The sequence below is a fragment of the Longicatena caecimuris genome, from assembly GCF_004341945.1.
Lineage (GTDB): Bacteria > Bacillota_I > Bacilli_A > Erysipelotrichales > Erysipelotrichaceae > Longicatena > Longicatena caecimuris.
Map to the genome: position 1 here is coordinate 76,557 of NZ_SMBP01000007.1, position 26,443 is coordinate 102,999.

The 26,443-nt window shown below is 37.9% G+C and carries 28 protein-coding genes and 7 tRNA genes; 33 read left to right on the forward strand and 2 right to left on the reverse strand.

The window, feature by feature from the left end; all coding sequences use genetic code 11:
- Positions 1 to 92: 92 nt before the first annotated feature.
- The 24 genes from EDD61_RS05630 to EDD61_RS05745 all read left to right on the forward strand — a co-directional run bounded on the left by EDD61_RS05630 (position 93) and on the right by EDD61_RS05745 (position 16,029).
- A complete protein-coding gene (locus EDD61_RS05630) occupies positions 93 to 404 on the forward strand; it encodes a hypothetical protein (protein ID WP_008687666.1) in 312 nt (103 codons plus the stop codon).
- A 29-nt stretch (positions 405 to 433) separates the two neighbouring features.
- Positions 434 to 1,471 carry a V0D/AC39 family V-type ATPase subunit gene (locus tag EDD61_RS05635; protein WP_132224485.1) on the forward strand — a complete coding sequence of 346 codons (1,038 nt, stop codon included), beginning with the start codon at positions 434 to 436 and terminating at the stop codon, positions 1,469 to 1,471.
- A gap of 13 nt (positions 1,472 to 1,484) precedes the next feature.
- A complete protein-coding gene (locus tag EDD61_RS05640) occupies positions 1,485 to 3,404 on the forward strand; it encodes a V-type ATP synthase subunit I (protein ID WP_132224487.1) in 1,920 nt (639 codons plus the stop codon).
- Positions 3,405 to 3,417: 13 nt separating this feature from the next.
- Positions 3,418 to 3,861: an ATP synthase subunit C gene (locus EDD61_RS05645; protein ID WP_008978640.1), complete on the forward strand. Its 444-nt coding sequence runs from the start codon at positions 3,418 to 3,420 to the stop codon at positions 3,859 to 3,861.
- A 321-nt stretch (positions 3,862 to 4,182) separates the two neighbouring features.
- Complete coding sequence (locus EDD61_RS05650) at positions 4,183 to 4,491, forward strand: V-type ATP synthase subunit F (protein WP_008687674.1); 309 nt, start codon at positions 4,183 to 4,185, stop codon at positions 4,489 to 4,491.
- Between the two features lie 11 nt (positions 4,492 to 4,502).
- The gene (locus tag EDD61_RS05655) at positions 4,503 to 5,099 is read left to right on the forward strand and encodes a V-type ATP synthase subunit E (RefSeq protein ID WP_132224489.1); all 597 of its coding nucleotides are present in this window, start codon (positions 4,503 to 4,505) and stop codon (positions 5,097 to 5,099) included.
- Between the two features lie 37 nt (positions 5,100 to 5,136).
- Entirely contained in the window at positions 5,137 to 6,888 is a 1,752-nt protein-coding gene (locus tag EDD61_RS05660) for a V-type ATP synthase subunit A (RefSeq protein ID WP_008687679.1), read from the forward strand.
- Between the two features lie 16 nt (positions 6,889 to 6,904).
- A complete protein-coding gene (locus EDD61_RS05665) occupies positions 6,905 to 8,347 on the forward strand; it encodes a V-type ATP synthase subunit B (RefSeq protein WP_008687681.1) in 1,443 nt (480 codons plus the stop codon).
- A gap of 2 nt (positions 8,348 to 8,349) precedes the next feature.
- A complete protein-coding gene (locus EDD61_RS05670; protein ID WP_132224491.1) occupies positions 8,350 to 8,988 on the forward strand; it encodes a V-type ATP synthase subunit D in 639 nt (212 codons plus the stop codon).
- A 167-nt stretch (positions 8,989 to 9,155) separates the two neighbouring features.
- Positions 9,156 to 9,232 (forward strand) — tRNA-Arg (locus EDD61_RS05675).
- A gap of 7 nt (positions 9,233 to 9,239) precedes the next feature.
- Positions 9,240 to 9,316, forward strand: a tRNA-Pro gene (locus EDD61_RS05680).
- 6 nt (positions 9,317 to 9,322) lie between these two features.
- Positions 9,323 to 9,399: transfer RNA gene (locus EDD61_RS05685), tRNA-Met, on the forward strand.
- A gap of 12 nt (positions 9,400 to 9,411) precedes the next feature.
- Positions 9,412 to 9,488 (forward strand) — tRNA-Ile (locus EDD61_RS05690).
- Positions 9,489 to 9,505: 17 nt separating this feature from the next.
- Positions 9,506 to 9,596 (forward strand) — tRNA-Ser (locus EDD61_RS05695).
- A gap of 44 nt (positions 9,597 to 9,640) precedes the next feature.
- Positions 9,641 to 9,717: transfer RNA gene (locus tag EDD61_RS05700), tRNA-Met, on the forward strand.
- A gap of 3 nt (positions 9,718 to 9,720) precedes the next feature.
- A tRNA-Phe gene (locus EDD61_RS05705) sits at positions 9,721 to 9,796 on the forward strand.
- 462 nt (positions 9,797 to 10,258) lie between these two features.
- Positions 10,259 to 10,774, forward strand: a complete 516-nt coding sequence (locus EDD61_RS05710) for an RNA polymerase sigma factor (RefSeq protein ID WP_008687687.1) — start codon at positions 10,259 to 10,261, stop codon at positions 10,772 to 10,774.
- Positions 10,771 to 11,490 carry a hypothetical protein gene (locus EDD61_RS05715; RefSeq protein WP_008687689.1) on the forward strand — a complete coding sequence of 240 codons (720 nt, stop codon included), beginning with the start codon at positions 10,771 to 10,773 and terminating at the stop codon, positions 11,488 to 11,490. The genes EDD61_RS05710 and EDD61_RS05715 overlap by 4 nt, the downstream gene beginning before the upstream one ends.
- Positions 11,480 to 12,373, forward strand: coding sequence for an ATP-binding cassette domain-containing protein (locus EDD61_RS05720; RefSeq protein ID WP_008687691.1), 894 nt, complete (start codon positions 11,480 to 11,482; stop codon positions 12,371 to 12,373). The genes EDD61_RS05715 and EDD61_RS05720 overlap by 11 nt, the downstream gene beginning before the upstream one ends.
- The gene (locus EDD61_RS05725; RefSeq protein ID WP_132224493.1) at positions 12,351 to 13,694 is read left to right on the forward strand and encodes an ABC transporter permease; all 1,344 of its coding nucleotides are present in this window, start codon (positions 12,351 to 12,353) and stop codon (positions 13,692 to 13,694) included. The genes EDD61_RS05720 and EDD61_RS05725 overlap by 23 nt, the downstream gene beginning before the upstream one ends.
- 295 nt (positions 13,695 to 13,989) lie before the next feature.
- Positions 13,990 to 14,763, forward strand: a complete 774-nt coding sequence (locus tag EDD61_RS05730; RefSeq protein WP_008687696.1) for a hypothetical protein — start codon at positions 13,990 to 13,992, stop codon at positions 14,761 to 14,763.
- Complete coding sequence (locus EDD61_RS05735) at positions 14,763 to 14,960, forward strand: hypothetical protein (RefSeq protein WP_008687699.1); 198 nt, start codon at positions 14,763 to 14,765, stop codon at positions 14,958 to 14,960. The genes EDD61_RS05730 and EDD61_RS05735 overlap by 1 nt, the downstream gene beginning before the upstream one ends.
- A gap of 15 nt (positions 14,961 to 14,975) precedes the next feature.
- Positions 14,976 to 15,344, forward strand: a complete 369-nt coding sequence (locus EDD61_RS05740; protein WP_008687700.1) for a GntR family transcriptional regulator — start codon at positions 14,976 to 14,978, stop codon at positions 15,342 to 15,344.
- Positions 15,328 to 16,029 carry an ABC transporter ATP-binding protein gene (locus tag EDD61_RS05745; RefSeq protein WP_008687702.1) on the forward strand — a complete coding sequence of 234 codons (702 nt, stop codon included), beginning with the start codon at positions 15,328 to 15,330 and terminating at the stop codon, positions 16,027 to 16,029. Before EDD61_RS05740 ends, EDD61_RS05745 begins: the two co-directional genes overlap by 17 nt.
- 117 nt (positions 16,030 to 16,146) lie before the next feature.
- Here EDD61_RS05745 and EDD61_RS05750 read toward each other — a convergent pair whose 3' ends face one another.
- A complete protein-coding gene (locus tag EDD61_RS05750) occupies positions 16,147 to 16,713 on the reverse strand; it encodes a hypothetical protein (protein WP_132224495.1) in 567 nt (188 codons plus the stop codon).
- Between the two features lie 201 nt (positions 16,714 to 16,914).
- Here EDD61_RS05750 and EDD61_RS05755 point away from each other — a divergent pair, with 201 nt between their 5' ends.
- The 8 genes from EDD61_RS05755 (at position 16,915) to EDD61_RS05785 (ending at position 24,568) form a co-directional block, all read left to right on the forward strand.
- Positions 16,915 to 18,186, forward strand: a complete 1,272-nt coding sequence (locus EDD61_RS05755) for an FHA domain-containing protein (protein WP_132224497.1) — start codon at positions 16,915 to 16,917, stop codon at positions 18,184 to 18,186.
- Positions 18,183 to 22,280, forward strand: coding sequence for an FtsK/SpoIIIE domain-containing protein (locus tag EDD61_RS05760; RefSeq protein WP_132224499.1), 4,098 nt, complete (start codon positions 18,183 to 18,185; stop codon positions 22,278 to 22,280). The genes EDD61_RS05755 and EDD61_RS05760 overlap by 4 nt, the downstream gene beginning before the upstream one ends.
- Positions 22,273 to 22,527 (forward strand): hypothetical protein, encoded by a 255-nt coding sequence (locus EDD61_RS05765; RefSeq protein WP_008687711.1) that lies wholly within the window; start codon positions 22,273 to 22,275, stop codon positions 22,525 to 22,527. The genes EDD61_RS05760 and EDD61_RS05765 overlap by 8 nt, the downstream gene beginning before the upstream one ends.
- Before the next feature lie 13 nt (positions 22,528 to 22,540).
- Positions 22,541 to 22,843, forward strand: coding sequence for a WXG100 family type VII secretion target (locus EDD61_RS05770; protein WP_008687713.1), 303 nt, complete (start codon positions 22,541 to 22,543; stop codon positions 22,841 to 22,843).
- 12 nt (positions 22,844 to 22,855) lie between these two features.
- Positions 22,856 to 23,152 carry a pore-forming ESAT-6 family protein gene (locus tag EDD61_RS05775; protein WP_008687718.1) on the forward strand — a complete coding sequence of 99 codons (297 nt, stop codon included), beginning with the start codon at positions 22,856 to 22,858 and terminating at the stop codon, positions 23,150 to 23,152.
- Positions 23,153 to 23,329, forward strand: a complete 177-nt coding sequence (locus EDD61_RS13780; RefSeq protein WP_008978628.1) for a hypothetical protein — start codon at positions 23,153 to 23,155, stop codon at positions 23,327 to 23,329. It abuts the gene before it with no gap.
- Positions 23,330 to 23,403: 74 nt separating this feature from the next.
- Positions 23,404 to 24,246 carry a hypothetical protein gene (locus EDD61_RS05780; protein ID WP_243642691.1) on the forward strand — a complete coding sequence of 281 codons (843 nt, stop codon included), beginning with the start codon at positions 23,404 to 23,406 and terminating at the stop codon, positions 24,244 to 24,246.
- A 25-nt stretch (positions 24,247 to 24,271) separates the two neighbouring features.
- Positions 24,272 to 24,568, forward strand: a complete 297-nt coding sequence (locus EDD61_RS05785; protein ID WP_008687722.1) for a DUF4176 domain-containing protein — start codon at positions 24,272 to 24,274, stop codon at positions 24,566 to 24,568.
- 82 nt (positions 24,569 to 24,650) lie between these two features.
- On the opposite strand, the gene EDD61_RS05790 is transcribed toward EDD61_RS05785, so the two are convergent.
- The gene (locus EDD61_RS05790; RefSeq protein ID WP_128125185.1) at positions 24,651 to 25,214 is read right to left on the reverse strand and encodes an HD domain-containing protein; all 564 of its coding nucleotides are present in this window, start codon (positions 25,212 to 25,214) and stop codon (positions 24,651 to 24,653) included.
- 147 nt (positions 25,215 to 25,361) lie between these two features.
- On the opposite strand from EDD61_RS05790, the gene EDD61_RS05795 reads away from it, so the two are divergent.
- Positions 25,362 to 26,363 carry a nucleoid-associated protein gene (locus tag EDD61_RS05795; protein WP_128125184.1) on the forward strand — a complete coding sequence of 334 codons (1,002 nt, stop codon included), beginning with the start codon at positions 25,362 to 25,364 and terminating at the stop codon, positions 26,361 to 26,363.
- Positions 26,364 to 26,443: the final 80 nt, after the last annotated feature.

Sequence of the window (26,443 nt, forward strand, 5' to 3'; positions counted from 1 at the left end):
AAAAGGAATATACTTTGAAAATGATTTAGGAAAGATTCCTGTATCCTAAATCGCTGAAAGTGTTATAATAATAAAAAAGGAGGTGTCGTGTTTTGGAAGAGATTATCAGAGAAATCGTTGACGCTGACAAACAGGCAAGAAGACGAGTAAAAGAAAAGCAACAGGAACGTCTGAATATCCAAAATTTGATACAACAGCAAGATGATGAAATCAAATCGCGGTATCAACAGGAAACAAAAGCATTGTTGGAAGCGAAACAGGCAGAACTGAATGCAGCTTTACAAAAAGAACAAGAGCAGGAAGAAAAAGCCTATCAAGATGCACTGCATAATCTGGAAGCGAAGTATGATGCCAGCAAAGAGGAGTGGGTGAACGAAATCATTCAACGGTGTCTGGCATCATAAATGTGATGCCGATAAGGAGGTGATGGTGAATGGAAATGGCAGCTGGTGTTATCGCCGCAAAAGCAAGAAGTATGCTTGGCGAACAGCTGAGCGCACAGGACTATGAAGAATTGCTGCACAAGCGCAGCGTTGCCGAAATAGCGGCCTACCTAAAAAATGGCACTTCCTATGCACATGCCCTAAAAGATGTACGCGAAAACAACATTCACCGTGGACAGCTGGAAGATCTTTTACGAAGAGAAAGCTTTCGCAAATCTATGAAACTGTATCGTTACAGTGAATCTAAGCAGCAGCAGTATTATAAGTTGCATATGCAACAGATAGAAATTGACTTATTGCTATCACGCATTCGTGTTTTGATTTCCCAGGCGTATGAAGATGCTATCGCAGAATTTCCCCTTTTCCTAAAAGCATATACTAGTTATGATTTGACGAAAATGGGGAATGTTCGCAGCTTTGATGAATTGCTGGAGGTTGTGAAAAAAACGATGTATTATGATGCCCTTGTCCCTTATCGGGTGAAAAAAGGACAGGAAAACGATATTGCCTATACGGACATCGAGACGACTTTGCATCAGAAGTATTATGCGCATGCAATGGATACGATTCACGATGTGTTAAAAGGAAAAAGCCGTAAACAATGCCATGATATGTTTGCCACTAAGGCAGAACTAGATAATCTGACAAAAATCTATCGTTTTAAAAAGTATTTTCAGGCAAGAGAGGATACCATACGGGATTCTTTAGTGCCATTGTATCATCGCATTTCCAAAGAGCGATTGGAAGAGCTTCTGGCAAGTCCCTTGCCATTATTTTTGAAGAAACTTAAGGAAGGCCCTTACCATCTGCATCTGGAAGATAAAGAAGATTTATATGTAGAATATTATACCCAGGCTTATCTTTATAAAATGGCAAAACGCAATGTGTATTTTGCTCAGGATGCGCCAACGGTATACAGCAGTTATCTCGTCGTTATGCAGCGAGAACTTGACAACATCATCAATATCATCGAAGGTGTTCGCTATCAGGTGAACAGCGAAGATATTGCATCGATGTTGGTGTATTAGAAAGGAGGATATCATGGCGATCGCAAAAATGAAACTCATCAACATTACGGCTGATAATGAGTATCTCAATGATGTCTTATTAAAATTTGTGGATTTGGACTATTTTCATCCGGAACCAGCCAGTAAATTTGTGGACAGTGTACATGGCTTAACAACATTGAGCGAGGAAAATCCTATCGCAGAAGTATTATCTCATGTACAAGAAATCGTCAACGAGATGCAATTGAATTTGCCGCAGCTGAGTATGAAAAGCCGTGACTATGATCTGGATAAGATGACTTCTTATGTAGATGGCATTTATCAGCGTTATCAGGATGGCGCACAGATTCGAGATGATCTGTTACACGTTATTCAGGAAAATAAGGACGCCTTAGTTCAGGTCAGAAATATTGAAAGTATTGATTTAAATTTGGATGATTTATTCGAGTGTGAGTATATAAAAATTCGCTTTGGCCGTTTGCCAATCGATAGTGTGGAAAAATTACAGTACTATCGTAACCGTCCATTTGTCTTTAAATCCTTCAATACAGATGACACCTATAGCTGGTGTTTATATATTACGACATCAAAATATGAAGGAGATGTCGATAACATTTTCTCTTCCTTATACTTCGAGCGTATCCGTATTCCGGAATTTGTTCATGGAACACCGGAACGAGCGAAGGAATCTTTGCAAGAGGAAATAGACAATGATTATAAACAGTTACAGCACGTAAAAGAAGTGCTGGCAAACTTAAAAAAGGAATGCAGTGAAAATATTGCTAAAATCGTAAGCGAATTAGCTTTTTTGAATCATACCTTTGAAGCACGTAAATATGTCGTTGGATTAGGAGAACGTTTCTCCATAACAGGTTTTATTGCAGAAGATGATGTACCAAAACTGAAAGCATCATTCTCAGAATTGAAGGAGGTGGAAATCGAAGTCAGACCTGCCCATAGCGACAAGCGACTCTCGCCTCCGACCAAATTAAAGAATGGGTGGTTTGCCAGGCCGTTCTCGATGTTTATAGAAATGTATGGCACGCCGGAGTATGAAGGCTTTGACCCAACACCAATCGTCGCTATTACCTATTCATTATTATTTGGTATGATGTTTGGAGATGTCGGTCAGGGACTTTGTGTTATCCTTGTTGGATGGTGGATGTATAAATATAAAAAGATGCAGTTAGGAGATGTCATGATTCGTATCGGTATCTTTTCTACCATCTTTGGCTTCGTCTTTGGTTCCGTCTTCGGTAATGAAACCATGTTGAATCCTCTCTATCATGCAATCTTAGGACTTACTGAGAAGCCTATAGAAGTTATGTCAAGTGAATTCATTTTGCCTTTATTGATCGTAGCGGTTGGCATTGGAGCTTTCTTGAATATGTTCTCAATCGTTTTAAATATCATTACGCATGCCAAAGATGATAATAAAGGGGAATGCCTGTTTTCTCAAAACGGAGTGGCAGGGCTTGTCTTCTATGGTGCTTTAGTAATTGGTGCCGGCTTTACAGCTGTTGGTATCAGCGTATTTTCACCACTGTATATCCTGCTGCTGATCGTTGTGCCACTTCTATTAATCTTTTTAAAAGAACCACTCATGCGCAAACTGGATGGTAAAAGCATGTTCCCGGAAGGCTTTGGGGCTTTCTTTATGGAAGGATTCTTTGAATTGTTTGAAATTTGTTTATCTTATATTACCAATACCATTTCCTATTTACGTGTTGGTGGATTCGTCTTATCCCATGCCGGCATGATGATGGCAGTTACCATGATCATGGAAATGGCTGGCGGTATCGGCGGATTAGCTGTTGGTATTTTTGGGAATATTCTAGTTATGTGTTTGGAAGGACTGATTGTCGGTATCCAGGTACTGCGATTAGAATTTTATGAAATGTTCTCCCGTTACTTTACGGGAAATGGAATCGTGTTTAAAACACTGAACGATTAGGAGGAAATTTATTATGTTAAACGCATTTGAATTATTGTTGCCACTGATTTTGATCGTATTGATCTCTTTACCTTTGGTGAATGTATTTCGTGGAAAAAAGAGCGCATCAGTGGCCAAACGCCGCATGATTACGCATGTATGTTTCTTCTTTGCCATTCTGCTTGGAACAGTATTCTTTGCTGCTACTAAGGCATATGCTGCGACGCAGGATGATATTGCATTGAAGATGGCTGGCTCCATCGGTCAGGGTCTGGGCTTTATGGCAGCTGCTTTATCTACCGGACTTTCAGCATTAGGGGCTGGTATCGCCGTAGCTGCTGCAGCACCAGCTGCCATTGGTGCTTTCTCAGAAAATGAAAAGAACTTTGGTAAATCAATGATCTTTGTTGCCATGGGTGAAGGTGTTGCTATCTATGGTTTGTTGATTTCTATTATTATGATCTTCATGAAATTATAAATCTTGATGAATTATAAATCTTGATGAATTATAAATCTTGATGAAATTCTAAATCATGATGAAATTCTAAATCATGATGAAGTTCTAAATCATAATGAAGTTCTAAATCATGGTGTAATTCTAAATCATGGTGAAATTCTATACATGAAGAAATTCTAAATCATGATGATATTCTAAACTTATTTATACTGCCTTCACAATGCCTTTTCATATATAAAAGGAAGATGATTTCATCTTGTACCATATAGGATGAGACTACTTGTATTGTTGATGTAGGTCGTATAGAAAGTAATAAACAGCTGTAAGGAAAGGAGCTTTCCTATGAAATTTTACTTGCTCAGTGATAATATTGATACACAGATGGGATTGCGTCTGGCTGGTATTGAGGGTGTTGTTGTACATGAGCGCCATGAGGTGCTACAGGCTTTGGAAACAGCCATGCATATGGAAGATGTGGCCATTGTTTTAATGACAACCAAACTGATTCAGACATGTCCCGAAGTAATCTCTGAGTTGAAACTAAAACAAAAGAAACCGCTGATTGTTGAGATACCGGATCGTCATGGCTCCGCCAAAATTGGCGAAACAATTGATGGCTATGTATCCGAGGCAATCGGTGTGAAACTATGAGGTGTTGAGTGATGCTTGATGAAAAAATGAAACTGGAAGAATATTTTAAAGAAGAGATACAACGAGTCAGCGACATCCAGATCAGCGGTATTGAACGTGAAATCGAACAAATTCGCAAAAAGACAATCGCCTCTTTGGAACAAAGTGCCCAAACTGAGGCCGGTATGCTGAGAGAAACAGAATTGCGTGAAATGCAAAGTGAGCATGCCATTGCTTTAAGCCGTTTGCATGAAGATACTAACCGTAAGCTGATGGCAAAGCGTAAAGAGCTGAATGAGGCTGTTTTTGATGAGGTAAAACAACGTATGCTTGCTTATTGTGAAAGTGAAGCATATAAAACAATGCTGTTGGATAAGCTTGATAAACTGGCAGAACATGCACAGGAGCATGCGGTTTTGCATATGGCGAAAAAAGATGAACGTTATCTGAAAATGTTATGTGAACGATATGGTCATGGGTGTGTCGGTGAAGTGGATGCCAGTATCAGCATTGGTGGATTCTTGCTTGCTTGTGAAGATAGCGGCATTGTCATTGATGAAACATTTGATACGGCAATTGAGGAACAACGCAGCTGGTTCTATACAAATTCAGGATTATTTATAAAATAACATGTGAATGTAAATTTCGCATGATCGAGGTGATAATGTGAGTGAAAATGTAATCTATTCCATCAACGGGCCAGTTGTAAAGGTGAAAGATTCAACCGATTTCTCTATGATGGAGAAGGTGTTCGTCGGTCATCAGCGTCTGATGGGAGAAGTAATATCCATCAGCCGTGAGGCTACGGTCATTCAGGTATATGAATCAACGACTGGATTGAAACCAGGAGAGCCGGTAGAACCTACCGGAAGTCCGATTTCAGTAACACTGGGGCCGGGAATTTTAAGAAATATCTTTGATGGAATTGAACGTCCATTAAAGGAAATTGCCAAACAATCGGGTGCCTTTATCGCAACCGGAAGTGATGTGGCTAGCTTAGATGAAGAAGTTTTGTGGGATGTTACCATGAAGGTAAAGGTCGGTGATCATGTCATAGGCGGACAGATTTTTGCGACGGTGCCAGAAACGCCATTGATCGAACATCGCTGTATGATTCCGCCAACACTGGAAGGTGAGGTTATTGAAACAGTTTCGAATGGTCAATATAACATTTTGACATGTATTGCCAAAGTGGCAGATGCACAAGGAGAGGTACATGAGCTGACCTTATGTCAGAAATGGCCTATCAAAACGGCACGTCCAGTGAAACGACGTTTGCCAATCAGCGTACCGTTGATTACCGGTCAACGTATTTTTGATACCCTATTTCCAATCGCCAAAGGAGGAACAGCCGCAATTCCAGGCGGTTTCGGTACCGGAAAAACGATGACACAGCATCAATTGGCAAAATGGTGTGATGCGGATATCATTGTGTATGTCGGCTGTGGAGAACGTGGTAATGAGATGACGCAGGTTTTAGAGGAATTCTCGGAACTGATTGATCCAAAATCTAATCGTCCGCTGACCGATCGTACCGTCTTGATTGCCAATACGTCTAATATGCCAGTCGCTGCACGTGAAGCTAGCATTTATACGGGTTTGACTTTGGCAGAATATTATCGTGATATGGGATATCATGTTGCTATTATGGCCGACTCTACTTCACGATGGGCAGAGGCATTGCGTGAAATCAGTGGACGTTTGGAAGAAATGCCGGCTGAAGAAGGTTTCCCAGCTTATCTGCCATCTCGTATTTCGCAGTTCTATGAACGTGCGGGCTATATGGAAACTTTGAATGATGCGACCGGTAGTGTGTCTATCATTGGGGCAGTATCTCCTCAGGGTAATGACTTTAGTGAACCGGTAACCCAGAATACCAAGCGATTTGTTCGTTGTTTCTGGGCTTTGGATAAATCTTTAGCATATGCGCGTCACTATTTTGCTATTAACTGGAATGAAAGCTATTCTGAATATGTAACAGATTTGTCACGCTGGTACAATAAAAATGTTGATCCGCGTTTCTTACGTGACCGTCAGGAAATCATGTCGTTATTAGCAGAGGAAACAAAATTAATGGAAATCGTTAAGCTGATTGGTAGCGATGTTTTACCAGAAGATCAAAAACTGGTAATTGAAATCTGTAAGGTTATTCGAGTTGGCTATCTACAACAGAATGCCTTTCATCAAGATGATACGTATGTGCCTTTAGAAAAACAGTTAAAGATGATGGATACAATCTTGTATTTATATCGTCGTTGTAAAGAGGTAATTACGACCGGTAAACCACTGCGTCTGGTAATGCAGCTTGGTTTATTTGATAAAGTTACAAAGATGAAATATGATGTGCCGAATGACAATATAGCATTGTTGGATGAGTATCCGACGATGATTGATTCTGCCATCAGCACCATAGCGTGAAGGAGGTAAATGTACAATGAGTCTACAATATGTAGGATTGCATGAAGTCAATGGACCTCTGATTTTTCTGGATCATGTGTTAGATGCCAGCTATGAGGAAATGGTAGAAATCAAGTGCAGTGATGGAACAACGCGTTTAGGTAAGGTCGTTCAGCTTGAGGGCGACAAGGCAGCAATTCAGGTATTTGAAGGTACAAATGGTTTATCACTAAAAAATACACGAACGAAATTCACAGGGCGGCCAATGGAACTAGCCTTATCAAAAGAAATACTTGGCCGAACGTTCAATGGTAGTGGACAGCCAATTGATGGCTTGGGTGAAATTTATGCGGAAAAGAGTATGGATATCAATGGACAGCCATTGAATCCAGTATCTCGAGTATATCCGCGAAATTATATAAATACCGGTATCAGCAGTATTGATGCCTTGATGACCTTGATTCGTGGGCAAAAACTGCCAATCTTCTCCGGCTCCGGTATGCCACATAACGAATTGGCAGTACAACTTGTAAAACAAGCAAAGATATCAGATGGAGATGGTAAAAATTTCTGTATCGTGTTTGCGGCCATGGGGGTAAAAAATGATGTGGCAGATTACTTTAAGCGTTCGTTTGAAGAGGCTGGTGTCATGGAAAAGGTTGTCATGTTTGTCAATCTAGCAAACGACCCAATCATAGAACGTACGTTAACACCACGTTGCGCGTTAACTGCCGCAGAGTATTTGGCGTATGAGCATGACATGCAGGTATTGGTTATCTTAACGGATATCACATCGTATTGTGAGGCACTGCGTGAGTTCTCTAGCAGTAAGGGTGAAATCCCAGGACGGAAAGGTTATCCGGGTTATCTGTATTCTGACTTGGCTTCCTTATATGAAAGAGCAGGAATCATTAAGGATGCAAAAGGTTCTGTGACACAGATTCCTATTCTGACGATGCCCAATGATGATATTACGCATCCAATTCCCGATTTGACTGGTTATATTACAGAAGGGCAAATCGTGTTAGATCGTAATCTGAATCAAATGGGAGTATATCCACCAGTAGGTGTCTTACCGTCTTTAAGCCGTTTGATGAAGGATGGCATAGGTGAGGGTTATACGCGTAAAGATCATTCTGATGTATCAAATCAGTTGTTTGCAGCATATGCCAAGGTACAGGATGCGCGTAGTCTGGCATCCGTTATCGGTGAGGATGAGTTAAGTGATGCAGATAAACAGTATATGGTATTTGGAAATCTATTTGAACAGTATTTCTTGAATCAAGGTTTTGAGGATAATCGAAGTATTGAAACAACCTTGGATTTAGGTTGGGATCTGATTTCTGTCTTACCTAAAGCGGAACTAGATCGTGTAGATAACGAGGTGTTGGAGAAGTTTTATGATCACAAACGTGCTGTGAAACGTTTCAACATCAAAGAGGAACCAATTATCCGTGAACTGGCGAATGAGGGTGAGTAGTCATGGCAAATAAACAGGTATTTCCTACGAAGGGAAATCTGATTGCGACGAAAAAGTCGAATGCGCTGGCTCATATGGGATATGAGCTTATGGATCGTAAACGGAATATTTTAACGCGTGAAATGATGGGTTTACTGGATGATGTCAAAATGTTACGTGATGAAATAACTGAGACTTATCAACGTGCATATGCGGCTTTACAGCAAGCGAATATGACGTTGGGTGTTATCAGTGATCTGGTTGAAGCAGTTCCTATCGATAATGGTATACATGTGAGTTATCGCAGTGTCATGGGTGTTGAAATTCCTAAGATTTCTTATGATAAGCCGGATTATACTTTGAGTTATGGTTTAGAACATGCGAATTCTAAATTGGATTATGCGTATCGCTGCTTTTATCGTGTGAAGGAGCTGACCGTTGTTTTGGCGGAGGTTGAGAATAGTGTTTATCGCTTGGCAAATGCTATTTGCAAGGCGCAAAAGCGAGCAAATGCGTTGAAGAATATCGTGATACCGGATTTTGAAGGAAATATTAAATTCATTAGTGATGCGTTAGAGGAAAAAGAGCGCGAAGAGTTTTCTCGACAGAAGGTTATTAAAGCAACGAAAGATAAAAAAAGTAGTCAGGAACGGCCTTTGTAGCTGTTCCTGATGATGTTAAAATGCTTTAAATAAAGGGTTTTAAAAGAGCCGTAAAAAGATTCAAAAAAGTTTTTAAAAAATTGAAAAAAACACTTGCATAAGTAGGAATTATTTGTTATTATATTAGGGCACTGATGAAGTGCAAAAGAAAAAATGGTTTCATAAATGCGCCCATAGCTCAACTGGATAGAGCGTTTGACTACGGATCAAAAGGTTGCGGGTTCGATTCCTACTGGGCGCGCCATTTATATCGGGATGTAGCACAGCTTGGTAGTGCACTTGATTTGGGATCAAGGGGTCGCAGGTTCAAATCCTGTCATCCCGACCATTATTTGGCTGGGTAGCTTAGTTGGCTAGAGCATCCGGTTCATACCCGGAAGGTCGCGAGTTCGAGTCTCGCCCCCGCCACCAATTTGGCTAAATGGACCCTTAGCTCAGTTGGTTAGAGCAGCCGGCTCATAACCGGTCGGTCGTAGGTTCGAGTCCTACAGGGTCCACCAAAATAAAACTATATTTTGGAGGAATACCCAAGTGGTTGAAGGGTCCGGTCTTGAAAACCGGTAGGTCGGGAAACTGGCGCCTGGGTTCGAATCCCAGTTCCTCCGCCATTACGTTATTCAAATATGTGAAAACCGAATCGCTCATTAAACATCGCGGGGTAGAGCAGCCTGGTAGCTCGTCGGGCTCATAACCCGGAGGTCGTTGGTTCAAATCCTTCCCCCGCAACCAAATGGTCCCGTAGCTCAGTCGGTAGAGCAACGGACTGAAAATCCGTGTGTCGTTGGTTCAATTCCGACCGGGACCACCATTTGAATAACTGGCCGTCTCTAGATGAGGCGGTTTTTTTTGTGTGGAATTGAACATTCGGATATGTCCGTTGCTTACATTCCTCATTAACGTCTATTCGAAAAAGTGGCGGGGGAAGGATGCAACATGCACGTGAGGGCTGCTCTGCCTGTACAATGGCGGAGAAATAAACCTACCGGTTTTCCAATCATGAACATGTTACTTGGGTATGACGTGGCGGGGGCTATTTTCATAACGTTCCCGCGACCTTGCTTACCCGTATGGATGACAGGATGAACGCAATTTTATGCTCAATTGATCTCGTCAAGTGCACTTCGTTCCTAACAGGGTAGTCAAACGCACATCCATAATCGTACACACCTTATTGTATTTCAAAATAGGCGTTACTACGACACGCATAAAAAAAACGATTAAAAGAAAACTTTTTTTCTGATTTATCAGTTAACTATATGAGGAGGCTGCTATGAAAGAACATACAATCATAGAACACATACGACATGGCGATGTGAATGCACTCGATACGTTGATCCGTCAATATTATCCACAGATATATTCCTATGTCTATGCACGTGTCAAACATCGTGATATTGCAGCAGATATTACACAAGAAGTCTTTATCCGTTTCACACAACATATTGACTCCTACACCTTTCAAGGAAAAACCAAACAATATTTACTAAGAATTGCCATCAATCAGTGCAATAGTTGGTATGCGAAATACAAAGAAATAGCATTGCCGGATGATTTGGAAATTGCTGATGAAAAAACAGAAGATACATACGATCGACAACGATTGATTTTTTATCTTAACAAATTGCCGGATGAACAAAAAGATGTATTATTGTTAAAATACTTTGAACAATTAAAAAGTAAAGAGATTGCAACATTACTAAACATTAGTGAATCTACGGTAAAAACGCGTGTTCGTTTGGGCTTAAAAAAACTTAAAACGTATATGAAAAAGGAGGAATGGCTATGAGAATACATTGGAAAGAATTGCGGCAATATGATGAAAAGGCAATGGAAAAAACGATAGCACAATGCCAAACACTAATGAAACACAAAGAAAATTGGTTCGTCAGTAAAAAAACAGCCTATCGTCAATTTGCGAAATTAGAAATTAAACGTATAAGTGTAGTATATGGCTTCTTTTTACTCTGTTTACTATATTTTTTACTTTTTTCAGAACAAATGAAAATCGGAATCGTGTTGCTGTATTATCTGTTACTAGGGTCCTATTTTCTCTATCAATTATATGAATTTAAAAATAATGATATGGAAGAATTAATGCAGGCACTTCCAATTCATGAAGGTAAACGCTTTATCTTGCATATGTGTACGTTTCTTATTATACACCTCATTAGTTTTCTAAGCTTTTCAATAGTTGGCTATCTACGTATGGACATCTCCATGTTAGAAATCATGCAATTAGCCTTAATACCTTTATTCCTGGCACATGGTTGTATGTTGTTTTTCTTAAACAGAATCAAACGACTTTATACAGCTTTCATCAGCTATATAATATTATTTTTGTTCTTTAGCAATTTCTTTCATCCAATCTTGATTAACAGTAGTGCACTGCAGTTAGGTTGGATCCAAACACTTATTGTGTCATTGTTCTCTACCGTATTATTTCTGATTGCCGCATATCGATATGGCTTAAAATTACAAAGGAGGATTCATTATGGAGCTTAAGACACATCATCTCAGCAAATTTTATACAAAAGAAAAGGCAGCGGTTGCCGATGTGAATCTTGTTTTGCAAGAAGGTATTCATGCTTTATTAGGAGCAAATGGAAGCGGGAAGACAACACTTATGCGGATGTTGTGTGGTATTTTAAAACCAAGTGAAGGTATAGTTACCTTTAATGCTAAAAATATTATGGAAAATTATGAAGAATACATTCTTCATTTGGGCTATTTACCGCAAAATGCAGGATTTTATATGAATTTCACAGTAATTGAATTTCTCCAATATATTGCCGTATTAAAGTGTCTGGAAGCTGATTATGCAAAACGGAAAATTGATGAGCTATTGGAGTTATTACATCTAAAAGAACAGTCCAAAAAGAAATTGCGTCAATTATCTGGTGGTATGCTACAACGTGTCGGTATTGCACAGAGCCTGTTAAACCATCCTAAGCTATTGATATTGGATGAGCCAAGCAGTGGTTTAGATCCTAAAGAGCGTATTGCCTTGCGCCAGCTATTATCGCGTTTAGCAAAAGATACTATTGTGATTCTTTCAACTCATATCGTCAGTGACATAGAAAATATAGCAGATGATATTTTGCTAATGAAAGAAGGGCATATTCTCTTCCAAAAGACAGTAACAGATACATTGCAAGAATTAAAAGGACACGTTTATGAATTATTAACAGCAGAAAATGAGCGAGAAATTATTGAAAAAAATTACACAGTAGTGAATTGTAAAAGAGTAAGTGAAGGTATCCTGTTTCGTTTGTTAAGTGACGATATGAAAGATAAGCGCTCAATTGTTGTAGAACCAACATTAGATGATGTATATTTATCTTATTTTCATGAGGAGGCTGAATATGTGGAAACTAATTTGTTATGAATGGAAAAAGTTAGCGAAAAGCCGTTCCAATTTATTGCTGTTCGTGGTGTTGTTAGCGGCCTGTGCTTACCAGATTAAAACGAATGTAACAACGGATATAAAAGACTATTATTTCGTATCCGATGAACATCTCGATGTGGTGAAAGAACAACAAAACTTTGCGAACAAAAGCTTTGAAGAGTTACAGAAACAGATGGGCGCCATCCATTACAATGAGATTGATCAAGAGCATTATAATTCTAGTCGTTCTTTGGATGAAAATTATATGAAGGTAACGTATGGTACACACTGGAAAGAACTTGTAAAGGCATATGAAGAGCACACTTTGACGCAAGAAATGTTGAATGATTGGAACGTTATGAGTCAAGATGATACCCAGCAACAGTCGATTGTAAGACTGGAAGATTTTACGATACATTATCTTTATACTGATGAAAGAGAGGTATCCGATCTTAAGGCAATGTTTCCAGATACGGTGATATTAACGAACCGTCAAGATTATCTTTATACCAAAGAAAAAGCTGAGCAAGGTTCCACACAGTGTTTTTTGAAAGAGTGTAATGGTTTTAATGCGATGTACTACGATACGTTAAATACCCGCTTTCTGAATGCGTCAAAGACCTATCATCCCACCATCCTAGCTAATAAATATTTTGATGAAATCATGCGAGTGAATTTTCTTGTTCTATTGCTCATCAGTATTTTGTTAGGCAATATTTACAGCAAAGAATCAAGTGAACAAACAATGATATATCTTTGTACAAGCAAGGCTGGATGGAAAAAAGTATCTATCGCTAAACTCATTGTCGCTTTGACTATTGGCGTATTGATTCCTATGCTGATACCAATTATCTCCAGTTTGGTTAATTATCTGCGGTATGGTGGTTTTGACTTACAGATGTTTTATTATGGCATCGGTGATGTATCTGCCAATAGCATCGTACCTTATATTTTTACGAATGGGGAACTTTTAATAATCGCGTGTTTTGCATTGTTGGTTGGCTATACAGCATTGACATTAACATGTTTAACAATATCACGTTATGTAAAAAATACGTATATTGCAGGGGTCAGTGTTTTAATGCTGACGATATTACCCATCTATAATATCTTTACGTTGCAAAGTACCAATCTTAATGTCTGGTTTCCATCCTATCTGTTAATGCGGATATTTGATAATTTGGGGTATACATCACAATTGTTTTTCCAATTTGGCAGTATAACGATTTTACGATTATGGCTATATGTATTGGTTTGGTTTCTTGGCTGTGGTATATGTTTATTACTTATTCATCAGAAAAATAAGAAACATCTTATATAATTTCTCATTGATTGGTAACCTAATAACCTTATGATGTTAATGTCATGAGGTTTTTTTACAAGATAACCTACAGAGATATGAAACAATAGTTATGAAATTAAGATAATCTTTGGGAATTGCGACGCTATATAAAAAGGAGAAACAATTCATACGTTACCCATAACGTTAGTGATCTTTATTTTCCATAACACATATCAAGTGAAATAATGGTTGACACAACTGGCAGATCAATGTATTATTGTATTAGATGATTAATACAATAATACATCTAGTAAGAAACAAGGAGGGAATAAAAGTGTTTTGGAAATTATGTAAACATGAATTGAAATGTTCATATCGAGGTTTTCTTATTTTATATGCAATCACATTATTATTGGCGGTGATGATCAATCCAAGTATAGATTCAATGTTTGTGGTAACATTAACATTGATTTATGGATTGCTGCTATGTGTTATCCTAATCATGTCGATGTATGTCATCATTAAAAATTATCATACATCCATGTTTGCCAAACCGGCATATTTAACCCATACACTACCGGTATCTACGACAAAGCTGTTAATTGTAAAAATTTTGGTAGGGCTTATTTGGTTTGCACTATCCTATGGTGTTATCCTTGCCTCCATTATTGTCATTGGTTTATCTGTCGACAATTTCGATCTACAGCTCCTTTTTAAGGCATTTTCGCATATCCATATTTCATGGGGAGCAATCTTATATGCGGTATACACTGTGCTAGGTGTTGTGGAAAGTATTACCTTATTATATCTTGTAATTGATATTACTCATACGACACATATCCAACGTTTCCGTGTCCCTATTGCTATTGTGCTGTTTTTAATTATTTCTTGGGTATCATCGGAGATTATGAACATGTTCATCAATCCCGGACAAGGTTCTTTATTACAAATGGTCACAAGCAATGCAATGATAGGACAAAATATAAATACGACATTGTTAACAGATATGACGAAATTACTCATTTTATGTGGCTGGGAATTATTGTTAGTTTGTTTGTATTTCTTCTCAGGTAAGTATTTGATAGATCATAAAATAGAGGTAGAATGATGAAGGATCTTAAGGAAAAAGTACTTATTATTGCGTTGATTCTGCTATTTTCCTTTTGGTATTTGTATACCGGATATCTGGTCTTTGATTATTTTACGATCGGATGGCCATTTTATCTGATTGGTATCCTCATTTTGCTGATTATTATAGCAGCATGTCTGCATACAGTAAAACGTATGAAAAATGGTGAGTACTAAGAAGGAGTGATCTTGATGGACTTTGATACAAATCTACCAATTTATTTACAAATTATGACCGAAATAAAACGATTGATCATAACAGGAACTTATAAACCATCACAAAAAATTCCTTCTGTACGTGAATTGGCAATTGATTATGGTGTAAATCCAAATACGGTACAAAGAGCGTTAAGTGAACTTGAACGCGAAGGACTCGTGGCAAGCGAACGAACGAGTGGGCGTTTTATATGTGATGATATTGAACGTATACAAAAATTAAGAGTAACAATGATGAAAGAGAAAACAGATCAATTTCTAAGAGAAATACATGAATATGGATTTGATGAAGAGGAATTGATGGAAACGATAAGGGAGCGATTACAAAATGGAAAATCTTGTTGAGATTTGCGGATTAAATAAAGCATATGGTAATAAGCCGACATTACATGATATAGATATATTTTTACAGCCCGGACAGATTGTTGGTTTGTTAGGACCAAATGGCAGTGGTAAAACAACTCTGATCAAAATATTGACGGGATTGTTAAAGGATTATAGTGGTGTTGTAAAAATCAATGGAAAAGCGATTGGCACGGAAACGAAAGCAATCGTATCTTATTTACCTGATGAACCTTATTTCTCAGATTGGATGAAGGTTAAGGATGCATTATCAATTTTTATGGATATGTATGCTGATTTTGATTATGCGAAATGTCTGGAAATTATGAAAAAGTTCCAGATTGAGGAAAATGTGCGGATTAAAACGATGTCGAAAGGAACAAAAGAGAAGTTTCAACTGGCTTTGGTCATGAGTCGTAAAGCTAAGCTGATTATCTTAGATGAACCAATTGGTGGTGTTGATCCTGCGGCACGTGAAGTGATCTTAGATACGATATTGGAAAATTATTCACCTGAGCAGACCATTTTAATTGCCACACATTTGATTGCTGATATTGAACGAATTTTCAGTAATGTTATTTTCATTAAGAAAGGTAAAATTGTTTTGAATAAAGAAGTAGAAGAAATTCGTCAGGAAAGCAACAAGTCGATAGATGAATTATTCCGTGAGGAATTTCGTTATGAATAAGGCGAAAAAATAACTGTTTTAGCATAATAATGACGTATAGAATCATTCATTAGGAATGAGGATATACGTTTTTTTGTTATGTGATGGATGTAGTGGACTAGACGAAAATAGCTTAGGCTATTTAGATGGTACATTTTCATGTAGTAAATACGACAGGAACAGACTCATGCCAATCGTAAAAGATATTTCTAATAAAGTAGAAACGCCTCCATTTAATAAAAAAAGCAAACTGTCAAATACAACAAGGGTAAAATATTTAGGAAAAGCTTTCCTAAAAAAGCGATAATCTTTTTTAAATGTATCGAAAAGAAAATGAAAGAATAACAGGACATAGCCAATGGTTGACCACATAGCAAGCCGTGTATGCCATTTGGATAATTGAGGATATTGCATAGGATCATAGGGAAGACAGACAGATATGATCATGATGATACAGACAACACCTAAGCAAAACTTACCCAAAGATGATGAATAGCGTAACGCTTGCATGAGTTTCAATGTATACCAGAAAAAATAGGCGGCAGCGCTGCTTGCCCATATTATTAAATATACAGGATGATGTAATGTATTTCCAAGGTAAGATAAGTTTTCTGTTAGGGGAGCACAGTACCATAAGGTTCCCAGATTTATTATACAAATCAAAACAATGGCAATGTACTGTATGAATTGATTCCTATCCTTCATGGCAACTCTCCTTTTCTAATGTCATTATTATACACAAAAATCAAGTAGATAAAAAGAGATCATTCATTATGACATGGATGATGATTTGACCGTATTTATTATCAGTTTTTATGAACCTAAAATAAAAAAATGAAATAAATCATTAAAAATTACGTTTTTTTGATTTTAAAACGTATATACAAGGTGAAGGGGGATAGAGCAATGAATGATAAGCTGAAAAAGATGGAAAAACGTGAAGATGGTTTTTTAGAAGTTCAGTTGAAACGTCTGGTTGATTTTGATGACTATCTGTTTCAGAAAATGCATGAGGATGCAAGCTGTTTACTTTGTATACGTGATTACCGAAGTAAAAGCCGTTTGTATTATGATCTAAAGGGACATCTCACATTACGTTCTTATTTACAGCAACATGCTTTTGAAAAGGGAGAATTTCTTGCTTTTTTGCTTTTCATTTTAGAAGATATGGTTCGTGTCAATGCCAGCAAACCCATCTGTTTAGATGTAGAATATATTTTTTTATCAGCTGATGGAAAGCATTTAAAATTTCTTGTTTTGCCATTACAAGAAGATGGTTGGTTATTTCAAAAAGAGGAAGTAAAAGCCTTTGTTAAACAGTTGTTGAGTGCGGTACATACGAATGAAGATTATGAAACAGCTGGATTATTGGTTCAAATATTAAAACAAAAAGAATTCACATTGCCTGTCTTGTTACAACAATTGCATGCATTACAGGAACAAACGATGGCAAAGTTAACTTGGTGGCAGCGCATATGGCATAAAGAGAAGGAGGCTTATTATGTAAGAGATCTACCTAATGTACAAGTTTATCCCAGTATTCTGCCGGAAATTTCCATTCAGGAAGAAAGGCTGTACTATGGGACACAACAAAAGATGAAAGAAGAAGATACATCTGACAAAGCTTCGAATAAGGTTAAAATAAAAAAGAGGAAACGCAGACAGGGAAAGAAAGATCAAAATTCAAATAGTGATGCTATACGAGCAGCTATGGTGGATAAAGAAAAGGTAATAGAAAAGGCAGAAGATCAAAGTAACAGAAGATTGGATAAAGTGGATATTCCAAGCTTTCCAAATGAGTTTGCGCATAATCATCAAGTGAAAGAAGAAGCATATTCGACAATAGACAAGAGAGAGGACAGCTATGCGCAAACTGTGGTTTTATTTGAAGAAACAATACCTTATTTGGAAAATGTGGATAGTCATGAGCGAATTATCTTAATCAAAGAACCTTTTACGATAGGAAGAAGCCCGGATAATGATCTTTGTTTACAGGCGTTGGAAGTATCAGCGTATCATGCGGCGATGGAAAGTTCGCAAAACCTTTTAAAAGATTTGCATTCCTCTAATGGAACCTTTGTGAATGGGGAAAAGATTCATGAACAAAGGCTACAGGATGGTGATAAAATCGCTTTTGCGAATCAGTGCTTTTATTATCATAGCAAGGTTTCTTCATGAATAGGCAAGCAGCAGAGTTATTGTGTTTACATAGCTCATTTTGTTTATATACCAAAGAAAATGTTACCCAAATTGAATTACTTATAAAAGAGCGTGCCAAGTATTGGCTGTATTTAGAATCAAAAGATGAACGCATACCTGTGATGGAGGTAAGCTGGGATAGTAAGCTAGGCTGGCATTGGTATGGTAATCAACAGTTTTATGATGCGAAGCAGCTTTGTGAAGGCTTTTTGAAAAGAGCACATATTCATCAATTTTATGGACAGCCAAGTTTACGTTTATTATTACAGCAATATGATACTATGCCCCAATTTCGTTATTACGCTTTATCATATAAGCAAATTCTCATTGGTCGTGGAAAAGATTGTGAAATTCAGTATGAACAACCTTATGTATCATTTCATCATGCTTTATTGCGTTGTGAGCAAACACAATGGGTGCTTAGTGATCTGCAAAGTCGTAATGGTGTGTATGTGAATCAGCAACGTGTGAAAGAAATAAAGCTACAATGTGGCGATGTTATTCATATCATGGGGTTGCAGCTGGTATTTGGTCATGATTTTTTTATGGTGCAGATGTTAGAAGGTGTCCGCGTGCGAAATCTCTCATATTATCAATTGCCTACTGAACAAGCGTTATCTCCACAGCAATTCTGTTTAAAGGAAAGTAGTGTCCATTTTCCAAAATTTTCGATAGAGCCAATTACCATAGAACCACCGAATGACAAAGTGCCACAAAATCAGCTTCCCTTATGGCTTTCCCTAGGGCCTTCCTTAACGATGGGCATTTCATCAATTGTGATGGGGATATCAGCATGGATGCAAGCAATCATACTGAAACAATCTATATGGCAAAGTATGCCTTCTTTGGTCATGGCTGCCAGTATGGCGCTTTCAACCATATTGTGGCCAATCATAAGTCGTTCCTTTGAAAAACGACAACAACTTCAAAAACAACGACAATATGAAACCGTGTATTTGTCCTATTTAGAAAAAAAACAAAAGAGTATAGAGGATCAGGTCAGTGCTAAAATTGCTTATATGATAAAGCAAAAACAGCTTTGGTTATTAGGAAATGAAAAGCTGCAAGAGCAGGCGCATCCAATATGGTTTCTAACAAAGCAAGCGAACGGCTTTTTAGATGTCTTGTTAGGGGAAACTAGGATGAGCTTGCAAGTGCCTTTGAACTATCAACAACAAGAGTTGTCGCTGTATGAGACATCTGTAACAAAAGCGTTTTCCCGTTTTATTGAGCAAGCTACGTTACAGCTTCAACAGACGATTACGCATTCTTTTGGTGAGCACCGTAGTCTAGCCATTTGGGGTGAAGAGAGTTTATGGATGAGCTTGCAATTGGTATTGCAACTATGTCTGACGCACTCACCAAAACAATTAAAACTTTTTTTAATTGGCGATGAATATCTGACACGAGCGTGGCATTTACGTTTTTTACCTCATGTTTTCTTAGATCAACAACGTTTACTTATAACTGATCGCCAGTCGGTATCCTATTTATTAAATAGCCTGCAAAAGTTACAACAACAGAATATTACATGCCTTTTGGTTTATTTTACATCTTCTAAGATGTCCTATCTTCCCATTGATGAATGCATAAAGCAATATGCATTTCTACATGTTTTACAACAAGCAAAGGAAAAAACTTTTTTAGCATCGGCAATGGAAACACTTTGTTATGTGCCTCGGCGTGATTTGGCATATCTTCAGCAAGCTGGTGAAAGCATATCATTTCAGCCTTTTCCATGTGCAGATGATGTCATAAAAAATAATTTTCAAGTTATCGGCAGCTATACCAAAATGTCTTGTGTAACAAGTACGAAACTGTCGTTTCTGTCTATGTATCATTGTGGGAATGTATCGCAACTAGATGTATTACATCGTTGGAAACAAAGAAAGCAAAAACGTTCTTTAGCTGTCATTGTGGGAAAAGATCAACATGGTGAAATGGTGTATTTAGACGCCCATGAAAGCCGCCATGGACCACATGGTTTGATTGCCGGCATGACGGGATCAGGAAAAAGTGAATTTTTAATGACATATATATTGTCATTATGTGTTTGTTATAGCTGCGAAGAAGTGAGTTTTGTATTGATAGATTACAAAGGTGGCATGATGGCAAACGCATTTGCCAATGTCCCACATATCGCATATTGTATGACGAATCTAGAAGAAGGGAATATGTATCGCTTTATGCAGGCGCTAGATGCGGAATTGAAATATCGTCAGCAGTTGTTTCAAGATACTAAAAGACAGCTTGATGTGGCTACGGTAGATATGGATGCTTATCAACACTATTATCGTGAAGCTCTTGTAAAAAAACCTTTGGCACATCTGTTTCTGATTGCTGATGAATTTGCTGAATTGAAAACTCAACAGCCACAATTCATGGAACAATTAAAACAAGCAGCGCGCATTGGTCGAAGTTTAGGCATTCATTTGGTATTGGCTACACAGAAGCCATATGGCATCATCGATGATCAAATATGGAGCAATGCGCGTTTTCATATATGTTTAAAGGTGCAGGATAAAAGCGATAGTATGGATATGTTAAAAAAAGAGGATGCATGTAATCTTCAACAGGCCGGTGAATTTTATATGCAGGTGGGAAATGATGAGCTATATTTGCAAGGAATAAGCAGTTGGACGCAAGCTCCGTATCATCCGGAAACAACATATCAAAAACCTTTAGCACAGGATATTTGCTTATATAACGATCAATTTGAAATCATCCATAAGCAACAGTTAAAAAAGCAGGAAGCATCCTTGCATACCCAGCTGGATGTTATTTGTCATTATCTACAACAACAAAGTGAAGTAGCAGATGATCAGCGCCCTTTCTTTTTGCATGCTCCATTACCGTTTAAGGTACAAGAATGTTTATGTACAGAAAGTGAGCCTTGTTTGGGAATGGCGGATGATATCAGCAAGCGTCAGCAATTTCCATTTCTATTTCCTATTGTGAACATGACACATGCATTGGTTGTGGGAAAGCAAGGGAGTGGGAAAACGATATTTATTGAGAAATTCTTATGGGAATGCGCGAGAATTGCATACAGGGAGCTATCGGCAATTTATGTTTTGGATGGTTTTGCCACCAAGTTAAAGGTTTTGCAACAATTAGATATAGTTGCGAATGTGATGTGTATGAAAGATAACGAATATGTGGAAAGTTTATTTTATCAGCTGCAGCATGAAACCTTATGGCAGGATGATACAAAGCATATATTGCTTATCATTCATGGCTATGAGCAATGGAAGGAAAGCTATCCGCAACTGGATGATGTATTAACTTCCATATTTTTAAAAACGCCTTTTGTGCATATCTTCATGAGTGTTACTGCAATCGCTTTATTACCTTATCGTCTTCTTACTTATTTCGCGCAACGTTATGTTTTGCAACTGCCGGATTCAAGTGAGTATGCCTGTTTATTAGAAGATACTTCGTTGCGGCCTATGGCACAAAAAGGCAGTGGTCTTTTTATCAGGCAACAGCGCGTGATGCTATTTCAAATTTATCCATATGCAAACAGTATACAAGAGCAATTGCTGCTTGCCCAAACACAGGGACAAAGTGTATATGCTGTTCCTATCCTTCCCAAACATATATCAGCGCAATACCGTAGTGATGCTTTGTTTTTAGGAAAAGATATAGTAAGTAAAGAAGATTGTTGGTTAATGCTCGATTCATGTTCCTATCTTTTCATATGTCAGGCTTTTCAATATGCAAATGCGTTTATCGCTTATCTTAATGAATGGAAACAACGTTTCCCAAGTTATGCCCAACACTTATCGCTGTATCAAGGTACATCTTCCTTACCGCAACAAGAAAACCAGCGCATACCAGTATTACTACAAAATCTTACAACACTTAGCGAGCTGCAATTGTTGCCGTGGTATGTGCAGGCTTTGTATGAAGGGGATATTTTGTGGATTGGAAAAGGATTGCAGGAAGCAGCATCAATATTGAAACTCCCAATGGCATGTATGGATAAAGAATTACAGGAGCACGAAGCTTTATGGTATCGAAAGGGGGAAATACGATGGATACGTGTATGGGAGGACGATCAACATGGATGAAAGAATTTTGGTGGAGACGTGCCTACCAGTCGTGCAAATGCGTTTTGATGCAGGTCTGGCATCTTCTTTGACGATTCAACAGGCGATGCAGCTTTTATATGAAGCAGCGATGCAACAGGTAGAGAAAGGAGTATGGATACCAAAGCCAATCTTGTTGTATAACGCTAGCAATAACTGTGTGCTTAGAAAGGATAGCACAATAAAAGAGGCAAGGGTCCAAAGCGGTGATTGTATATATTTATTTTAGGAGGTAGTTTATCATGAGTGTAAAAATCAATGTAGATCCAGCACGACTAGAGGCAAGCGCTTCTCACATAGAACAGATGTATATGAATTATGAACGTGAATATCGTCGTTTGTTTCAAGATGTTCAAACGATGGGAAATAATTGGCAAGGGAAGGATAATCAGGCATTTGTTCAGCAAATTAATGGCTTTGTGAAAGACTTTGCCTCAATGCGAAATTTGATGAAGGAGTATGCAGAATTTTTAAAAGCATCGGCTAGGGCATATCGCAATACACAGAATGAACGTGCACAACAAGCACGGCATCTAATAAATTAGGAGGGCGTATACATGGATACTTTAACGATCACGTTGGCACAAGTTCAAGGCTGTGCCGCTGCCATCCGTACTCAAAATCAGAAATTGAATCATTGTTTGCAAGATATTAGTATGACAATGAATCAGTTGGCTGCTTATTGGCAGAGTCCGGCGTCAGAAACTTTGCGAACAAGATTTCACAGTTTACTCCCCGTTTTTGATAACTATCGAAGTGTTGTAGAATCTTATGCCCGTTTTCTCGATCAGACGGTAGATACCTATCATACACTGGAACAGCAGCTACAGGCCGGAGCAGATCAATTTCGTTAAATGAATGCATACAGCTATGCTTATGAATTACATTTGACGCAATGTGAACAACTGCTGAATCAGGTGACTGTCATTTTGCAGACAGTTGAAGATAATAATGAAAATTCGCTTTTATTGCAAGTGATTCGTTCTATGTTAAAAGAACTGCAACAGCAAAGAAGGTGGCTGCAGATATAAAAAATAGTAAAATATTTGCCATTTAACATGCATTGACATGTATTAATACTGGAAGGCTGAAAGATGCTGAGCTATTGCTGCAGACACTTCCTTTGTCACAACTGTATCAGGATTTACAAAAACTGCAAAAGGTAATTAGTGATGTTATTCAACCTCATGTGTTGTCACAGTTATCACGATCACTTTCACTTTTACAAACAAAACAGCAACAACTTTGTACACACTTAAAAACGAGTGCAACAGCTTATGAAAATATGGAATCGTCATTGAGCAGCAAAGCAAAGGCGATAAGTGATCATTTGCAATATCAAACATACACGATGGATCATTCTATGCGCTGGCATACGTCTTTTCGCAAAGATAAATCCTTGTTTAGTTATTTGCAAAATGGTGTCTGTGCAGGGATTTATGCTGGACTGGATGTTGTGAAATTTTCTGTGGGATTTCATGAAACGTATGCGCAAGGAAATTTATCAACGAGTGTTGGAAGTGCCAGTGTCAGTGGGGATGCAAAGTTTTCGTTGTATGATAATCAAGGTTTCTCTCCTTCACTAACCGTCAGCTTGGTGGCAAAAGCAGCCCTGGCACAGGCAGTTGCCGATATTCATTTAGGTAATTCTTATGTGTACGCGGATGGTGAAGCAAGTGTGGGAGTTGGTGTTGTTAAGGCGGAAGGGACAGCTGTCTTAAATAAAGAAGAGCTTACTTTAAAGGGTGAAGTTGGTGCAGCAGCAGTACAAGGTGAAGTGAAAGGCAGCATAACGATTTTGGGCGTGAGCATAACAGCAACTGGCACTGGTGAATTAGGTGCTATCGGAGCAGGAGCTGAGTTTTCCAGTAAAAAAGGAGAATTTTCATTTGGAGCAAAAGGCAGTTTGTTAGCTGGTCTGGGTTTCCGTGTAAAAGTAAATTACTGATCGATAAGGCAATAAAGGAGTACATATGAATAAAACGAATCTACAGGAATTACTGCCTTTGGGCAGTATCGTCACTTTAAAAAAGGGGACGAAAAAAATCATGATATGCGGTCGTATCCAAGAGGAAGCCACCACGAAAAAAATTTATGATTATGCGGCATGTTACTATCCGGAAGGTATTTTAAATCCACATGAGCTATTTTTATTTCAACACGAAGATGTAGAATTCGTGTATTTTGTGGGGATGCAGGATAGTGAAGAATTCAGCTTTCGCGATTTCCTGATAGGCAAATTGAAAGAAAAAGGGATGCTGGAAACATAAAAAAAGGGTTCTATATGCCATCATATAGAACCTATTATAGTACACATATCAAAATATTTCACAGCAGTATGCATGAACAGTATTATTTCCATATCTGAGTTGCGAAGGAGCAAATAGTTAAAAAAGAAACAGCTGCTCTAGAATAACGAACTTTGCGGCTACCTTGTAAAATGATTTCAGATAGTGCACAATACTTATCAACAGCTTGCAGAAGCCATCCTTCTTTTGTTTTAGGCATATGAAGGGTCATTGGCCACATATGATGAACAATGGCATCTTCTATCACAGGATTGATTGTGCAGGCTTTCTTAGCATTTTCTAAAGCAATTAAAGGATGAATTGCACAATGTCTGCCTTCCATGGGACGATTGTTCTTAGTTCGCCAGTCATAAAAATATAAATCATGTAGTAAGCCGGCACGTGCGATACTGTAGGTGTCTAAACGAAATTTTCGTGCGAATAAGAAAGAATAATAAGAAACATTCAGAGAATGTTGAAATCGTGAAGTATCCATATGCTGAGAAAAGGCTTTTAATTCCTGTACATCGTCAACCTCAATTAAATCTTGTATACAACTGACAAATTCTTTTGCCAGTAAGTCGTTATCGCTTGTTAGATCTACTCTGGAAAATATTGCTTTCTGCATGCCATTACCACCTTTTTTCTGATATATAATCAATGTATCATATTCTGTGTAAAAAATCATGTGAGAAATTTGTGAATTCATCCTATAGGCAAAATAATGAAAATAAGGTATGATGAATAGCAGAGAAAATGGAAAAGAGGAAGCATGATGTTAGAATTTGAAAAGAAAATTGTCCATGTTTTGGATTGTGAACACAATACGTGTATCCTATCAGAAGGATGTATGAAAAAAGAAGACGATGTGATAGCAAAGATGTTGAGTAGCAAGGCAGAAAAAGTATTCCATAGTGCCTCTCGTAAAAGGGGCGTTTTTCGCGAAACGAGTTATGTGAAAGAGCTGCTTGTGAAATTAAAAGATCATAGTATCACATTTGAAACCTTTTCGCAGAAATTGGCACAGTATGTATTTGATAAAAAGATGGAGCATGCCCAATACTATGTTAGCGATTTTATTGTGGCTTTATTATTAAAGGATGAACGTCGTTATGTATTGGTGCTCGATAATGCCTGTACGCAAGGTATTACTCATACGGTTCAAAATGAGGAAGATTCCATAATTACAGAAATAATACCTTACAAAGCATTGATCAGTTCTACGTTAACAGCAAAAGATCGCGCATTTCTTATAGAACTATCCGATGAAAGTCTGTGTTGTGTGGAAAATAAGGTAGAGATTGAAGGTGAAAAGGTAAATTTTTATGCGGAGGTCATTTTACAAAGTACGACAATGCCTTCGTATAAAGAAAGTGTGAAAAGCATCACCAAGTTAACAGAAGAAATGAGTGATAAGTATGAAATGGATGAAGTTGATATTGTTCCGAAAATGAAGAGCATGTTGGTAGATAACATCGAAAATAGTAAGCCGATTCAAATTGATGAAATAGCAGAAGAATTATTTGCAGAAAAACCACTTGCTAAAGCAGAGTTTAAAGAAGAGTTGAAGAAACAGGGGGTGCCGACTGCCATTGAGGTGGAATATGTAAAGCCGACTCGCTCAGATAAAGTACAGAAGATTAAAACAGATAAAGGAATTGAAATTATCATACCTGTGGACTATATGAATACGAAGGAATTTGTCGAATTTAAAAATCAGCCCGATGGAACCATATCCATCCAGTTAAAGAATATCACTCATATAACCAGCAAGTGATTTCTTATATTTCCAATAATTTACATTGATTTTCAGAAACTGATGGTAAATCAGTTTCTTTTTTTGGTGAAATGTGTCAT

Bases quoted from the DNA above. Each gene is read 5' to 3' on its own strand.
- EDD61_RS05795 (WP_128125184.1), top strand. From the start codon at position 25,362: ATGTTAGAATTTGAAAAGAAAATTGTCCATGTTTTGGATTGTGAACAC.
- EDD61_RS05720 (WP_008687691.1), top strand. From the start codon at position 11,480: ATGGAGCTTAAGACACATCATCTCAGCAAATTTTATACAAAAGAAAAG.
- EDD61_RS05640 (WP_132224487.1), top strand. From the start codon at position 1,485: ATGGCGATCGCAAAAATGAAACTCATCAACATTACGGCTGATAATGAG.
- EDD61_RS05650 (WP_008687674.1), top strand. From the start codon at position 4,183: ATGAAATTTTACTTGCTCAGTGATAATATTGATACACAGATGGGATTG.
- EDD61_RS05715 (WP_008687689.1), top strand. From the start codon at position 10,771: ATGAGAATACATTGGAAAGAATTGCGGCAATATGATGAAAAGGCAATG.
- EDD61_RS05755 (WP_132224497.1), top strand. From the start codon at position 16,915: ATGAATGATAAGCTGAAAAAGATGGAAAAACGTGAAGATGGTTTTTTA.
- EDD61_RS05785 (WP_008687722.1), top strand. From the start codon at position 24,272: ATGAATAAAACGAATCTACAGGAATTACTGCCTTTGGGCAGTATCGTC.
- EDD61_RS05760 (WP_132224499.1), top strand. From the start codon at position 18,183: ATGAATAGGCAAGCAGCAGAGTTATTGTGTTTACATAGCTCATTTTGT.
- EDD61_RS05790 (WP_128125185.1), bottom strand. From the start codon at position 25,214: ATGCAGAAAGCAATATTTTCCAGAGTAGATCTAACAAGCGATAACGAC.
- EDD61_RS05775 (WP_008687718.1), top strand. From the start codon at position 22,856: ATGGATACTTTAACGATCACGTTGGCACAAGTTCAAGGCTGTGCCGCT.
- EDD61_RS05665 (WP_008687681.1), top strand. From the start codon at position 6,905: ATGAGTCTACAATATGTAGGATTGCATGAAGTCAATGGACCTCTGATT.
- EDD61_RS05735 (WP_008687699.1), top strand. From the start codon at position 14,763: ATGAAGGATCTTAAGGAAAAAGTACTTATTATTGCGTTGATTCTGCTA.
- EDD61_RS05725 (WP_132224493.1), top strand. From the start codon at position 12,351: ATGTGGAAACTAATTTGTTATGAATGGAAAAAGTTAGCGAAAAGCCGT.
- EDD61_RS05770 (WP_008687713.1), top strand. From the start codon at position 22,541: ATGAGTGTAAAAATCAATGTAGATCCAGCACGACTAGAGGCAAGCGCT.
- EDD61_RS05745 (WP_008687702.1), top strand. From the start codon at position 15,328: ATGGAAAATCTTGTTGAGATTTGCGGATTAAATAAAGCATATGGTAAT.
- EDD61_RS05765 (WP_008687711.1), top strand. From the start codon at position 22,273: ATGGATGAAAGAATTTTGGTGGAGACGTGCCTACCAGTCGTGCAAATG.
- EDD61_RS05670 (WP_132224491.1), top strand. From the start codon at position 8,350: ATGGCAAATAAACAGGTATTTCCTACGAAGGGAAATCTGATTGCGACG.
- EDD61_RS05635 (WP_132224485.1), top strand. From the start codon at position 434: ATGGAAATGGCAGCTGGTGTTATCGCCGCAAAAGCAAGAAGTATGCTT.
- EDD61_RS05655 (WP_132224489.1), top strand. From the start codon at position 4,503: ATGCTTGATGAAAAAATGAAACTGGAAGAATATTTTAAAGAAGAGATA.
- EDD61_RS05710 (WP_008687687.1), top strand. From the start codon at position 10,259: ATGAAAGAACATACAATCATAGAACACATACGACATGGCGATGTGAAT.
- EDD61_RS05750 (WP_132224495.1), bottom strand. From the start codon at position 16,713: ATGAAGGATAGGAATCAATTCATACAGTACATTGCCATTGTTTTGATT.
- EDD61_RS05740 (WP_008687700.1), top strand. From the start codon at position 14,976: ATGGACTTTGATACAAATCTACCAATTTATTTACAAATTATGACCGAA.
- EDD61_RS13780 (WP_008978628.1), top strand. From the start codon at position 23,153: ATGAATGCATACAGCTATGCTTATGAATTACATTTGACGCAATGTGAA.
- EDD61_RS05645 (WP_008978640.1), top strand. From the start codon at position 3,418: ATGTTAAACGCATTTGAATTATTGTTGCCACTGATTTTGATCGTATTG.